The sequence below is a fragment of the Novosphingobium sp. CECT 9465 genome (assembly GCF_920987055.1).
Classification (GTDB): Bacteria; Pseudomonadota; Alphaproteobacteria; order Sphingomonadales; family Sphingomonadaceae; genus Novosphingobium.
Genome location: NZ_CAKLBX010000001.1, coordinates 1,554,355 through 1,566,909, shown reverse-complemented (window position 1 = coordinate 1,566,909; position 12,555 = coordinate 1,554,355). Strand labels below are relative to the sequence as shown.

Here is a 12,555-nt window from a genome sequence, read left to right as displayed (position 1 = left end):
TAATCCCACGGTTAAGCCAAAGGAGCGGGCACAAGTGTTTTTCAATTTCGTCGACGAACTGCGCGCTGCGGGCATTCCTGCCAGTTTCAAGGAGCACCTCGTGCTGCTGGAAGCGCTGGAGAAGGACGTGATCGAACAGACGCCTGAGGCATTCTACTATCTGTCGCGCGCCACGTTCGTGAAGGACGAAGGCCTGCTCGACCGTTTCGATCAGGTGTTCAACAAGGTCTTCAAGGGCATCCTGACCGATTATGGCCAGCGTCCGGTCGACATTCCAGAAGACTGGCTCAAAGCCATCGCCGAGAAGTTTCTGTCTGAAGAAGAGATGGAAAAGATCAAATCCCTTGGATCGTGGGACGAGATCATGGACACGCTCAAAAAGCGGCTGGCCGAACAGGAGAACCGCCACAAGGGCGGCAACAAATGGATCGGCACTGAAGGCACCAGCCCTTTCGGCAACAGCGGCTACAACCCGGAAGGCGTCCGCATAGGCGGCGATAGCAAGCACAAGCGCGCGATCAAGGTCTGGGAAAAACGCGAATTCCAGAACCTGGACAACACCCGCGAACTCGGCACCCGCAACATCAAGATCGCCCTGCGCCGCCTGCGCCGCTTTGCCCGCGAAGGCGCGGCCGATGAGCTTGATCTGCAAGGCACCATCGAAGGCACCGCGCGGCAGGGCTGGCTGGACATCAGGATGCGCCCGGAAAAGCGCAATGCGGTCAAGCTGTTACTGTTCCTCGACATCGGCGGATCGATGGACCCGTTCGTCAAGTTGGTGGAAGAACTGTTCAGCGCCGCGACCGCCGAATTCAAGAACATGGAATTCTTCTACTTCCACAACTGCCTGTATGAAGGCGTGTGGACGGACAACAAGCGTCGCTGGACCGACCGCACCAGTACCTGGGACATCCTCCACAAATACGGCCACGATTACAAGGTGGTGTTCGTCGGCGACGCCGCGATGAGTCCCTATGAAGTGACTCACCCCGGCGGCAGCGTGGAACACTTCAACGAAGAATCCGGCGCCGTATGGATGCAGCGCGTGGCCCAGACTTATCCGGCGACGGTGTGGCTGAACCCGGTGCCCGAAAAGCAATGGGGCTATTCGCAGTCCACCCGCATGCTCAAGGATATCCTTGGCGGATCGATGTACCCGCTGACGCTGGAAGGGCTGGACGGCGCAATGCGGGAACTGACGCGGAAGAAGCACTAAAGTTCCTCCCCGAAGCGGGGCATCACATTGTCATGCAAACCTCCGCTCGACCTGAACGAAAATCAATAAAGCAGGAAGCGCCTGCGTTCTTCCACCCATGCCGCCTCATCCGGCCCGGCTACCGCGTCCAGATCGCCCGCAACGCTCCCCGCGTCGTCCACCCATTCGCGCAACGCCGGGCCGCCGTTGATCACGTCGATCGCAAGTTTGTCGAACACGTACTCATAGGGAAAATCGCGCCACAGCGGGTAATCGGGGTAGAGCCTGCGGATCGCCTTGAATGCGAGGGCCTGCAGGCGCCACGGGCTGAACGCGTGGTGATCGTAGAATGCGCCTTCGGCGTGAATCATCAGTCCGTTGCACAGCGTTTTTGCGTGTTTGTGGAAAGTCGGTTCGAACCAGCATTCGCGGATGGCGCAGCCTTCCATCCACTGCGGCGCGAAGCTCCGCATTTCGGCAAGCACCGCTTTGGCATCCAGATCGGGTGCGCCGAACAGCACTTCCAGCGGACGCGTGGTGCCACGGCCCTCGGACACGGTCGCCCCCTCGATCATCACCGTTCCGGCATAGGCGCGGGCCATGTTGAGGCTGGCGGCGTTGGGCGAAGGATTGATCCAGATGCGGCTTGGCGGCCAGCCAAAACCGGGTGCCTGCTCAGGCTGCCAGCCTTCCATGGCGATCACCCGGTAATCGACATCGAGATTGAAATGCCGGATGAACCAGCGCCCCATTTCGCCCAGCGTCATGCCGTGGCGCATCGGCATCGGCCCTGCGCCGACGAAGCTTTCCCAACCCGGCAGGAGCGTGGTCCCCTCTACCGGGCGGCCCGCCGGATTGGGCCGGTCGAGCACCCACACCGCCTTGCCCGTGCCGCTCGCCGCCTCAAGCAGATAGAGCAGCGTGGTGACGAAGGTGTAGATGCGGCAACCGAGGTCCTGAAGGTCGAACAGAAACACATCCGCCGTGCTCATCATCTGGCCGGTGGGGCGGCGCACCTCTCCGTAAAGGCTGAACACCGGGATTCCGTAGACCGGATCGACTTCATCCGCCGTCTCGACCATGTTGTCCTGCTTGTCGCCCTTCAGCCCGTGTTGCGGGCCGAAGGCAGACGACAGCCTGATTCCAGGGCACGCCGCCAGCGCATCGAGCGAATGGACCAGCCCTTCCGTAACCGAGGCGGGATGCGCGACGAGGGCGACGCGCTTGCCTTCCAGTGGCGCGCGCAGGGTGGGGTCGGCCAGCAGCCGGTCGATACCGAATTTCATGGCGTCGTCGGTGCCGCAAGCCGCGCGGCGAAGCAAGCCTCGCTGTGGAAATCGGGGCGGTCGGGCCGGTGGGCGATGGCCCAGAAGGACTTGCGCCCACCCTCCTCCTCGATCACCGCAGTCAGGCCGTAAGCACTCGGCAGCGGCGGCAGCGCAGGCGTGGGAATGGCCGCGTCGAAGATCAGCACCGATTGCCCCCGGCGCGGCGTACATACCGGATCGCGCGGGACCGGACGTTCCGCCATGCCTTCACGGTAAGCACTGAAATCATAAGCAGCCCAGCCTTGCGACGGGGAAAGGTTGAACTCGGCATAGCTCTCGCCGCCGTCTGGTTTCACGAACAGTTCGAAGCACGTTGTCTGCCACAACCCGTCCCTGCGGCGCTTGCCGGTGAAAGGCGGCACGACGAGTTGCGCGGCCCCCTCCACCCGCCAGCGCAAGGTCAGCCAGCGCTGGTCCAGCGACAGGATGCGCGCGGTCACGCCGGTTACGCCCAGCGGTGGATGATCGGGATGGGGGACAAGCTCATGCGTTTCCAAGCGCTGTTCTCCGTGCTAGGCGCGCCGCCACAGGAAAGAAGGCACCGATGACCCAGTACCAGTCCACCCTCCTCCGCCTGCTCGACGAGCGCGGCTATATCCACCAGCTTACCGACGCCGAAGGGCTGGACAAGCTGGCCAGCGAGGGCGTGGTGCCGGGCTATATCGGGTTCGACGCTACCGCGCCATCGCTGCATATCGGCAGCCTGGTGCAGATCATGATGCTGCGGCGCTTGCAGCAGGCCGGCCACAAGCCGGTCGTGCTGATGGGCGGCGGGACCACGCGGATCGGCGACCCGACCGGGCGCGATGAAAGCCGCAAGATGCTGTCCGATCAGACGATTGAAGACAACATCACGTCGATCCGGCAGGTATTCTCGCGCCTGCTGAATTTCGGTGATGGGCCGACCGATGCCGTGATGGTCAACAATCACGATTGGCTGGGCAAGCTTGGCTACATCGAACTGTTGCAGGAAGTGGGCACGCATTTCACCGTCAACCGCATGCTGACGTTCGATTCGGTCAAGCTGCGGCTCGACCGCGAACAGCCGATGACCTTCCTCGAATTCAACTACATGATTTTGCAGGGTTACGACTTTCGCCACCTGAACAAGGCGATGGACGTGCGGCTGCAGATGGGCGGATCGGATCAATGGGGCAACATCATCAACGGCATCGAACTGACGCGGCGCAAGGATGGCCGCGAAGTGTTCGGGCTGACGACCCCGCTGCTGACCACGGCTGACGGCAAGAAGATGGGCAAGACCGCAGCCGGTGCGGTGTGGCTCAATGAAGATGCGTTGCCTGCGTGGGATTTCTGGCAGTACTGGCGCAATACCGATGACCGCGATGTCGGCAAGTTCCTGCGCCTGTTCACCGACTTGCCGCTCGAAGAAATCGCGCGACTCGAAGCGCTGGAAGGCAGCGAGATCAACAGCGCCAAGATTGTGCTGGCCAATGAAGTGACCCGGCTGGTCCGGGGCGAAGAAGCGGCCAAGGCGGCCGAGGCAACAGCGGCGGCGACATTTGCAGGCGGAGGACTTGGTCAGGACCTGCCGACGTTGGAAGTCGCTGAAGATGGCATCGGCCTTGTCGATGCGCTGGTCGGCCTTGGTTTTGCGGCGAGCCGGGGCGAGGCCAAGCGCCTTGTCGCCGGTGGAGGCGCGCGCGTCGATGGTGTTTCGGTGACCGACGAAGCCTATCGGATCGTGCTGAAAACCGCTGAAATCCGCGTTTCTTCAGGCAAGAAGAAGCACGGCATCCTGCGCCGGACCTGACAGCAAGGTTTCGGCAATACTAACCGCGTCCTAACGGCAAGGGCTTGCCGCCTCCGGCAGGTAATTGCCGGAAATTTACCAATTATTCACCAATTTGGACCTATACCACGGCTTCCACACCGGACGCCAAGGAGGAACGATGCGCGGCGGAGCCCAGCTTTCAGTGACCGACTTGCGCCGTTCGACTCGCCACCCGGTGAACTTGCCCATTATCGGCGAGCACCGGGCGCGGGGCGATATCATGCTGCAACTCGCCAATGTTTCGACCACGGGTTTCATGGCCACGGGAATCGAGGGCCTGACGCGGGGTGAGCGCGTGACGATCCGCCTGCCCCACATTGGCCGGATAGAGGCCTTTCTGGTCTGGATCGATGGCGACAGGGCTGGATTCCAGTTTGAACGCATCGTGCGGCTGGATGATTTCGCCAAACTGATCAAGGCCCTGCAACCGAACCTGAAGGCTCGCCAGGACCGCCAGGACCACTGATCGCCGGTTGGCAGTTAGCCACCACCACAGGCAACTTTTGCTTTCTTGGCAATGCAGTGCAAGGCTGGCATTGCACCGGGCGTGACCGACACCGCCCCCAACGTCAAATTGATCCCGACGACGCCCCTCGCCATCCCTGATTACCGGCGCTTCTGGATTGCCCGGCTTTTCTCGGTGGTCGCGACCTCCGGGATGGTCGTGATTCTGGGCTATCAGCTCTATGATCTGGCGCGCAGCGATTATGGCATGTCGATAGCCGGAGCGGCATTCCAGCTGGGCCTGCTCGGCCTTGCGCAGTTCCTGCCGCTTTTCCTGCTGACCCCGGTTGCCGGTGTTGTCGCCGACAGGTTTGACCGGCGCATGGTGGCCGGGCTTGCCTTGTGCCTTGATATGATGATTGCGCTTGCGCTCGCCATAGCGACGCAATCGGGGATGCTTACGCTTCCGCTGCTGTTCGGGCTGGCTGCGCTGCATGGCACCGCCCGTGTATTCATCGGGCCGGCCTTGTCATCGATTGCGCCGAACATCGTGCCGGCCGAATTGATGCCAAAGGCCATCGCCATCAATTCGATGGCGTGGCAGATCGGTTCGGTCGGGGGACCGGCAATTGCCGGCCTCCTGTTTTCCGGTCACCCGTCCCTGCCCTACTGGACGTCGACAGTGCTGCTCACTTTGTCGGCAACAGCCGTTTTCGGCATTCGCCGCATCCCGCCGCCACCGGGAAATCGCGACACGCACCCTGTGCGCCAGATTCGCGAAGGACTGTCGTTCGTATGGAACGATCGTTTCCTGCTCGGCTGCGTCACGCTCGACCTGTTTGCCGTGCTGCTCGGCGGCGCGACAGCGCTGCTGCCGGTGTTCGCGCGCGATATCCTGATGGTGAACGGGCAACCGGTGGGGGCCGACGGGCTGGGCATCATGCGCGCCATGCCGGGAGCAGGCGCCGCGCTGGTCGCTTTCATCCTTTCACGACGGCCGATCACCAGCAACGTCGGCAACAAGATGCTGCTCGGCGTGGCAGTTTTCGGCGTGTTCACCATCGGCTTCGGCCTTTCCACCAATTACTACCTTTCGCTTTTGATGCTGGCAGGCATTGGCGCAGGCGACATGGTTTCGGTATTCATTCGTTCGACACTGGTGCAGCTTCACACCCCAGATGGCGTTCGCGGGCGGGTCTCATCTATCTCAGGCCTTGCCATCTCGGCCTCCAACGAACTGGGCGAGATGCAATCGGGGGTTGCAGCGGCCTTGCTCGGCGCGGTGGGCGCTGTCATCGTGGGCGGCGTCGGGGCAATTGCGGTAACCGCCATCTGGTTCGTGTTTTTCCCGGAACTGAAAAACGCGCGAACCTTTGCAGCGCGATACAGATCATCCTAGGTTCACCCCCGTTCACCTGAAGGAGCCAAGCGAAATGAAAGCGGATTCCATCCTCGCCACTATTGGCAACACCCCGCACGTTCGCCTGTCCCGCCTGTTTCCCGACCACGAGGTATGGGTGAAGAGCGAGCGTGCCAATCCCGGCGGCTCGATCAAGGACAGGATCGGTCTTGCCATGATCGAGGCCGCCGAAGCTGACGGCAGCCTGCAACCGGGCGGCACGATCATCGAACCCACATCGGGCAACACCGGCATCGGCCTTGCCATGGTGGCAGCGGTCAAGGGCTACAGGCTCGTGCTGGTCATGCCGGAATCGATGTCGCTTGAGCGCCGTCGCCTGATGCTCGCATATGGCGCCACATTCGATCTTACCCCCCGTGAAAAGGGGATGAAGGGCGCCATCGAACGCGCGAAGGAACTCGTGGAGCAGACCGAAGGCGCATGGATGCCCCAGCAGTTCGATAACCCGGCCAACGTGGCCGTCCACGTGCGGACCACAGCACAGGAAATCCTCGGCGACTTCGCCAGCGACCCGATCGACGTGCTGATTACCGGCGTCGGCACGGGTGGCCACCTGACAGGCTGTGCTGAAGAACTGAAGCGGCATTGGCCCAAGTTGAAGGCCTATGCGGTGGAACCGACGCTTTCCCCGGTCATCTCCGGCGGCCAGCCTGCCCCGCACCCCATTCAGGGCATCGGCGCGGGCTTCATTCCTGGCAACCTGCACACCCAGTCCATCGACGGCGCGATTCAGGTCGATCCGGCCGATGCCAAGGAAATGGCGCGCCTTTGCGCATCGAAAGAAGGAATGCTCGTTGGCATATCTTCGGGCGCCACCCTGGCCGCGATTGCGCAGAAGCTGCCTGACCTGCCCGCAGGAAGCAGGGTTCTGGGCTTCAATTACGATACGGGCGAGCGCTACCTTTCAGTGCCGGACTTCCTGCCGGAGTGAGCGCGATGCCCATCGAACAAGTCGATTATGCCGATGGCGACGTGGCTCTCACCGGCTTCCTCGCGAAGCCGGCAGTGGCTCCTCGTGCGGCAATCCTGATCCTGCCGACCATTGCCAACTGCAATTCGCCGATGATCCGCCGCGCGCATATGCTGGCGCAGGAAGGATATCTGGTAATGATCGCAGACTTCTATGGTGTGCAAGTCCGCGATTTCGACCATGCGCTGGAACTGGCGGGACCATTGCGATCGACCGTTGGCGGTTATCGCCAGCGTTTGCGCGCAGGCCTTGCGGCGCTGACCGGCCTTCCGCAAGCCCACGGCCTGCCGGTCGCAGTCGTCGGCTATTGCATGGGCGGGCAGGCTGCGCTCGAACTGGCGCGTGATGGCGCCGATCTGGTGCTTGCCGCCAGCTTCCACGGCCTGCTCGACACTCAGGCACCGGCGCAAAATGGAGCGGTCAGAACCCGTATTCTGGTGTGTCACGGAGATGCCGACCCGCTGGTCCCGCGAACGCAGGTCATGGCCTTCTGGGAGGAAATGGACGCAGCGGGAGCAAACTGGCACTTCCATGCCTATAGCGGCGTGAAGCACGGGTTCACTGACCCGGAAAGCGATTCACGCGGTATGCCCGCCATCGGTTTTGACGAAAGCGCCGACCGGCAAAGCTGGGCGGCGCTTCTTGGATTGCTGGACGAAGTTGTCGGGTGACGCCGGGGAAGCGGCCCTCCCCCGGCATTCCTGCATCATGCAATCGCGAGTTGTTCCGGTGTCAGCGCCATGATCGTCTCGCTGCCAGCCTCGACCTCGCGACGCAGCGCTCCGGCCTCGGTGGTATAGCGCGTCGCCCAGTGGCGCGCACAAGCCAGCTTGGCTTCATAAAATGGCGTGTCGCCGGCTTCGGCGGCAATTGCCGCACTCGCGACTTTCGCCATACGCAACCACATCAGGCCAAGCGAGACGATGCCGGTAAGGGTCATGTAGGCATAGGCCCCCACCCCAAGATTGTTGGGATTGGCAGGCGCATTCTGCATGAACCACATGGTCGCCGCCTTCATTTCGCCCACCGCCTTTGACAAGCGTCCGGCCACCAGCGTCACGGTTTCATCATCAGATGGCTGCGCACATTCGCCATCCACCAGTGCAAAGAAGCGCTGCACCGCCCGGCCGCCATTAAGCGCCAGCTTGCGCCCGGCAAGGTCCATCGCCTGGACGCCGTTGGCACCTTCATAGATCATCGCGATGCGGGCATCGCGCACGAACTGGTCCATGCCGTTTTCGGCAATATAGCCGTGGCCACCCCAGATCTGCTGCATGTTCGTGGCAACCTTGTAACCCATATCGGTGCCATAACCCTTGATCACAGGGGTCAGCAGGCTGATCAGGTCATCGGCTTCCTGGCGTTCCGCCTCGGTTGCGGCCTTGTGCGTCAGGTCCACCTGCAAGGCGCCCCACAGGCACAATGCGCGCATGCCCTCGATGAAGGTCTTGGCATCCATCAGCATACGGCGCACGTCCGGGTGCACGATGATCGGGTCGGCGCGCTCCTGCGGCTCGGCAGGCCCGGTCAAGGCGCGGCCCTGACGGCGATCCAGCGCATAGGCGAGCCCGTTCTGGTAAGCGACATCGGCCTGCGCCAGTCCTTGCATGCCCACGCCAAGGCGGGCCGCGTTCATCATGATGAACATCGCGGCCAGACCCTTGTTCTCCTCGCCGACCATCCAGCCTTTGGCACCGTCATAATTCATCACGCAGGTGGCATTGCCGTGGATGCCCATCTTTTCCTCGATGGAACCAACCGACACCGCATTCCTTTCACCCAGCGAACCATCGGCGCCGACGATGAACTTGGGCACGATGAACAGCGAAATGCCCTTGCTCGATTCCGGCGCGCCCGGCGTTTTGGCAAGCACGAGGTGGATGATGTTCTCGGTCAGGTCATGATCACCTGCCGAAATGAATATCTTGGTGCCGGTGATCGCATAGGACCCATCGGCGGCTGGCACGGCGCGGGTGCGGATCATGCCAAGATCGGTGCCACAGTGCGGCTCGGTCAGATTCATGGTGCCCAGCCATTCGCCGCTGACCATCTTGGGCAGGTACATCGCCTGCTGTTCGGGAGAACCCTTTTCCCGGATTGCCGAAATTGCGCCGTTGGCAAGGCCGGGGTACATCGCGAATGCCTGGTTGGCCGAAGCGAGATAGCTTTCCATCGTGAAGCCCAGCACATGCGGCAGGCCCTGCCCGCCAAACGCCTCTGGCGCGGACAATGTACCCCAGCCACCATCGACATACTGGCGGTAGGCTTCCTTGAAACCGGCCGGTGTGGTGACGCTGCCATCGGGATGGCGGGTGCACCCTTCCTTGTCGCCCGACAGGTTGAGCGGCGCGACCACTTCGGAAACGAAGCGCCCGGCTTCTTCCACGATGGTGTCGGTCATTTCCTGCGTTGCATTCTCGAATCCGGCCAGATGACCATAGGACGCAAGCTGCAAGACTTCATTGATGACGAAACGCGTGTCGCGCGTCGGGGCGTTGTAAACGGGCATCTCTCTTGTCCCTTATCGGCTTGGGTCTGGCTCGCGGCCTTCCGACCGCTCTTTCTGGATGACGAGTTCGACAAAACTTGTCAGTTCATCGATAGTTGCGGCAATGTCCGCCTGTTGACGGCGAAGGTTTTCGATCCTTTCACGGCACTTCAGGATGGTGACCCGACGCTGCTCGGCACGGCCATCGTCCATGTCGTAAAGGTCGATCATGTCGCGGATTTCCGACAGGCTGAACCCGACGTTCTTGGCGCGCATGATCCACGCAAGGCGCGCGCGATCCCGCCGTGAATAGAGGCGGGAAAGCCCGACCCGCGTTGGCGAAATCAGCCCCTCGTCCTCGTAAAAACGCAAGGCGCGCGCCGTTACGCCGAATTCGCCGGAAAGGTCGGAAATGGTGAACTGGTCACGCTTGAGCACATCGGGTTGATCGAGATGCCCCGTATGATCGCGATTCGTTGCGGGATTGCCATGTGACATTCCCTCAAATTACCTAACCTTTACGTAAACGTCAATCGATGATCCGTTCCAGCGTTCCGTCATCGGCGATGCGCCGATAGAAGCATGTGGCGGCGAGGGTGTGGCATGCCGGTCCAGCAGGTTCGACCCGCAGTTCAACCGCATCCTGATCGCAGTCCACGCGGATTTCGATGACCTTGAGGACGTGGCCGGAACTTTCGCCTTTCATCCACAGCTTGCCGCGCGAACGGGAATGGAAGTGCGCAAACCCGGTTTCACGTGTCTTTGCGAAAGCCTCGGCATTCATGTGCGCCAGCATCAAAAGCGCACCGTTGCGGTGATCGATCGCCACGGCAGTCAGCAATCCATTTCCATCGAACTTGGGCATGAACTCCGTGCCCTGCTCACGGCGGGCAGTTTCCTGGGTATTGCTCAACGGATTATCGGCCTTTCCTTGCGCCTGCGAGACAGCGGATCTTGTTGCATGATAACCACAATAGGCGGCAAAATCCACGATCGTGAAACAATCGACTTCCGCAGACAGCGTGAATGAACGATTAAGCCTGTGCGGTTTGAGGGAATCGCAGACTGAGCAGCCGCAAGGCAGTGCATAAGCGCCAATGTTCAGGGACATACATGAGGGGCCGGCGGGCCATCTGCAGCAGGCCGAAAGGGCCGCGTGGAAAACCTGCCCGGTTGGTGAGGGAAACGGCGAGATGGTCGGGGGGCCATCGCTATCGCGGAACACGCGAACGCCACTGACATTCGTCACGATGGACGCCCGGAACTTCTGGTTCCGGGCGTTTCATTTTCAGGCAGGTATGCCCTGCGAACCCCGCACCGCCCCCAGCGCTTCGTCCAGCACCCGCGCAAAGCAGGCGATATGCACTTGCGCCACTCCCGCTTTGCGCAGGGCGACGATGCAGGCATTTGTCGTCGCACCACTGGTCATCACATCGTCGACCAGCAGGACGTTTGCGTTCTGCAGCGCAGCCAGCCTTCGCGGATGTGGGGCGATTGCGCCGGCCAGCGCGCGCGCGCGCCTTTCGGTTCAATCCGCCCAGTGACGGCGTCGGCTTGCGCCGTACCAGCCCGTCGACGACAAGCCTCTGTCCGGTGGCGCGGGCGATTCCATCGGCGAGCAACGCCGACTGGTTGTAACCCCGCGAAAGAATGCGCCATCGGTGCAGCGGAACCGGCACCACCAGCCAATCGCCATCCAGCGCGGGAAGACGCGGAGCGATCATGCGCGCCATCATCGGCGCAAGCCCGATTCGCCGCCCATGCTTCAGCGCCAGCACCAGCGCGCGCGACGTATCGTTATAGAGCGTTGCCGCAGCGATGCCGGAATGGCGCGGAGGCTCTGCCATGCACGGCGCGCACACCAGTTCCGCACCGGGATCATACCCCTCACCCAGTGGGCGCTGGCACAAGGTGCAGCATGTGCCCGATGGGACCGCCAGCTTTCCCCAGCAATCAAGGCACAAGCCGCCATGCTGTGCCACGGGCACACCGCACAGCGGACAGCGTGGAGGGAACACGAAGTCCAGGATCGGCGTGAGAGCGGCAGTACCTCGCATGGCTTTGCTTGTCCGGTGCGCCCGCCCTCTTGGCAAGAGCCTCATGGAAGGGCAGTGGCGGGGAATGGTCACTTCGCCCCCTGAAATTTTCGCGCCAAAACGGCGCAATGCAATCCGTCGCCGGATGGAGCGCCTGCAGGCAGACTCACAGGCGCCGCGCTACATCGCCGACGATATGGCTGATGATGTCATCGACCGCCTGTCCTTCCTCCGCCATGACCCTAAATCGGCGCTGCTGATTGGTGACTGGACCGGTGCGGTCGGTCGCACATTGACGCAGACAGGCACGGCAGTTGATCGGCGCGATCCGGCTCTTGGAGCTTCAACCATCGATGAAGAAGCACCACTAACTCACAGTATTGGATACGATTTTATCGCAAGCCTGGGGACGCTGGATACGGTCAACGACCTGCCCGGAGCGCTGGTTCATCTGCGCCGCGCACTTGCCGACGGCGGACTGATGATTGCCTGTTTCATGGGCGCAGGCTCGCTTGGCGCGTTGCGCGCGATCATGCTGGAAGCCGATGCCGACCGCCCATCCCCGCGTATTCACCCGCAAGTCGATGTTCGCGCCGGCGGACAACTGCTTCAGCGGTGCGGCTTTGCCGATCCGGTGATCGACAGCCATCACATCGATGTGCGCTTCAGTTCGTTAGACCGGATGATCGGCGATCTGCGCGCGCAAGGTCTTGGCAATTGCCTTGCCCGGCCAGGTGCACCCTTGGGCAAGGCCGCCCTCGCCCGCGCCAGAGCAGCGTTTGCCGCCCGCGCCGACGCCGATGGCAAAGTAACCGAACGGTTCGAAATCCTGACGCTGAGCGGGTGGGCAAAGCCGCTTCGCCCACCCAAGTTCTGATG

At 62.0% G+C, this 12,555-nt stretch carries 13 protein-coding genes and 1 pseudogene; 7 read left to right on the top strand and 7 right to left on the bottom strand.

Annotation, left to right across the window (positions count from 1 at the left end; genetic code table 11):
* Positions 1–34 precede the first annotated feature (34 nt).
* A complete protein-coding gene (locus tag LUA85_RS07620; protein ID WP_231468418.1) occupies positions 35–1,216 on the top strand; it encodes a VWA domain-containing protein in 1,182 nt (393 codons plus the stop codon).
* 62 nt (positions 1,217–1,278) lie between these two features.
* Here LUA85_RS07620 and LUA85_RS07615 read toward each other — a convergent pair whose 3' ends face one another.
* Positions 1,279–2,481 carry an exo-beta-N-acetylmuramidase NamZ domain-containing protein gene (locus tag LUA85_RS07615; protein ID WP_231468416.1) on the bottom strand — a complete coding sequence of 401 codons (1,203 nt, stop codon included), beginning with the start codon at positions 2,479–2,481 and terminating at the stop codon, positions 1,279–1,281.
* Positions 2,478–3,020 (bottom strand): DOMON-like domain-containing protein, encoded by a 543-nt coding sequence (locus tag LUA85_RS07610; protein ID WP_231468414.1) that lies wholly within the window; start codon positions 3,018–3,020, stop codon positions 2,478–2,480. Before LUA85_RS07610 ends, LUA85_RS07615 begins: the two co-directional genes overlap by 4 nt.
* 47 nt (positions 3,021–3,067) lie before the next feature.
* On the opposite strand from LUA85_RS07610, the gene tyrS reads away from it, so the two are divergent.
* From tyrS to LUA85_RS07585, 5 genes are all read left to right on the top strand, one after another.
* Complete coding sequence (gene tyrS, locus LUA85_RS07605) at positions 3,068–4,297, top strand: tyrosine--tRNA ligase (RefSeq protein WP_231468412.1); 1,230 nt, start codon at positions 3,068–3,070, stop codon at positions 4,295–4,297.
* A gap of 139 nt (positions 4,298–4,436) precedes the next feature.
* Positions 4,437–4,784 carry a PilZ domain-containing protein gene (locus tag LUA85_RS07600; RefSeq protein WP_231468410.1) on the top strand — a complete coding sequence of 116 codons (348 nt, stop codon included), beginning with the start codon at positions 4,437–4,439 and terminating at the stop codon, positions 4,782–4,784.
* 51 nt (positions 4,785–4,835) lie between these two features.
* A complete protein-coding gene (locus LUA85_RS07595) occupies positions 4,836–6,161 on the top strand; it encodes an MFS transporter (RefSeq protein ID WP_371823658.1) in 1,326 nt (441 codons plus the stop codon).
* Positions 6,162–6,195: 34 nt separating this feature from the next.
* Positions 6,196–7,113 carry a cysteine synthase A gene (cysK, locus tag LUA85_RS07590; RefSeq protein ID WP_231468406.1) on the top strand — a complete coding sequence of 306 codons (918 nt, stop codon included), beginning with the start codon at positions 6,196–6,198 and terminating at the stop codon, positions 7,111–7,113.
* A gap of 5 nt (positions 7,114–7,118) precedes the next feature.
* Entirely contained in the window at positions 7,119–7,823 is a 705-nt protein-coding gene (locus LUA85_RS07585) for a dienelactone hydrolase family protein (RefSeq protein WP_231468404.1), read from the top strand.
* Positions 7,824–7,858: 35 nt separating this feature from the next.
* Here the strand turns inward: LUA85_RS07585 and LUA85_RS07580 are convergent, their stop codons facing one another.
* The 5 genes and pseudogenes from LUA85_RS07580 to LUA85_RS21700 all read right to left on the bottom strand — a co-directional run.
* Entirely contained in the window at positions 7,859–9,661 is a 1,803-nt protein-coding gene (locus tag LUA85_RS07580) for an acyl-CoA dehydrogenase C-terminal domain-containing protein (protein WP_231468402.1), read from the bottom strand.
* A 12-nt stretch (positions 9,662–9,673) separates the two neighbouring features.
* Entirely contained in the window at positions 9,674–10,138 is a 465-nt protein-coding gene (locus LUA85_RS07575) for a MerR family DNA-binding transcriptional regulator (RefSeq protein ID WP_231468401.1), read from the bottom strand.
* A gap of 31 nt (positions 10,139–10,169) precedes the next feature.
* Positions 10,170–10,505 carry a phosphoribosyl-AMP cyclohydrolase gene (hisI, locus tag LUA85_RS07570; RefSeq protein ID WP_231471797.1) on the bottom strand — a complete coding sequence of 112 codons (336 nt, stop codon included), beginning with the start codon at positions 10,503–10,505 and terminating at the stop codon, positions 10,170–10,172.
* A 423-nt stretch (positions 10,506–10,928) separates the two neighbouring features.
* Complete coding sequence (locus tag LUA85_RS21705) at positions 10,929–11,069, bottom strand: hypothetical protein (protein ID WP_371823712.1); 141 nt, start codon at positions 11,067–11,069, stop codon at positions 10,929–10,931.
* Between the two features lie 475 nt (positions 11,070–11,544).
* Positions 11,545–11,697 (bottom strand): annotated as a pseudogene (locus LUA85_RS21700) (double zinc ribbon domain-containing protein); the annotation flags it as partial.
* 64 nt (positions 11,698–11,761) lie between these two features.
* On the opposite strand from LUA85_RS21700, the gene LUA85_RS07560 reads away from it, so the two are divergent.
* Positions 11,762–12,553, top strand: a complete 792-nt coding sequence (locus LUA85_RS07560) for a class I SAM-dependent methyltransferase (RefSeq protein WP_231468399.1) — start codon at positions 11,762–11,764, stop codon at positions 12,551–12,553.
* The last annotated feature ends 2 nt before the right edge of the window (positions 12,554–12,555 follow it).

Bases quoted from the DNA above. Each gene is read 5' to 3' on its own strand.
- LUA85_RS07615 (WP_231468416.1), bottom strand. From the start codon at position 2,481: ATGAAATTCGGTATCGACCGGCTGCTGGCCGACCCCACCCTGCGCGCG.
- tyrS (WP_231468412.1), top strand. From the start codon at position 3,068: ATGACCCAGTACCAGTCCACCCTCCTCCGCCTGCTCGACGAGCGCGGC.
- LUA85_RS07600 (WP_231468410.1), top strand. From the start codon at position 4,437: ATGCGCGGCGGAGCCCAGCTTTCAGTGACCGACTTGCGCCGTTCGACT.
- LUA85_RS07595 (WP_371823658.1), top strand. From the start codon at position 4,836: ATGCAGTGCAAGGCTGGCATTGCACCGGGCGTGACCGACACCGCCCCC.
- cysK (WP_231468406.1), top strand. From the start codon at position 6,196: ATGAAAGCGGATTCCATCCTCGCCACTATTGGCAACACCCCGCACGTT.
- LUA85_RS07585 (WP_231468404.1), top strand. From the start codon at position 7,119: ATGCCCATCGAACAAGTCGATTATGCCGATGGCGACGTGGCTCTCACC.
- LUA85_RS07580 (WP_231468402.1), bottom strand. From the start codon at position 9,661: ATGCCCGTTTACAACGCCCCGACGCGCGACACGCGTTTCGTCATCAAT.
- LUA85_RS07575 (WP_231468401.1), bottom strand. From the start codon at position 10,138: ATGTCACATGGCAATCCCGCAACGAATCGCGATCATACGGGGCATCTC.
- hisI (WP_231471797.1), bottom strand. From the start codon at position 10,505: ATGCCCAAGTTCGATGGAAATGGATTGCTGACTGCCGTGGCGATCGAT.
- LUA85_RS21705 (WP_371823712.1), bottom strand. From the start codon at position 11,069: ATGACCAGTGGTGCGACGACAAATGCCTGCATCGTCGCCCTGCGCAAA.
- LUA85_RS07560 (WP_231468399.1), top strand. From the start codon at position 11,762: ATGGTCACTTCGCCCCCTGAAATTTTCGCGCCAAAACGGCGCAATGCA.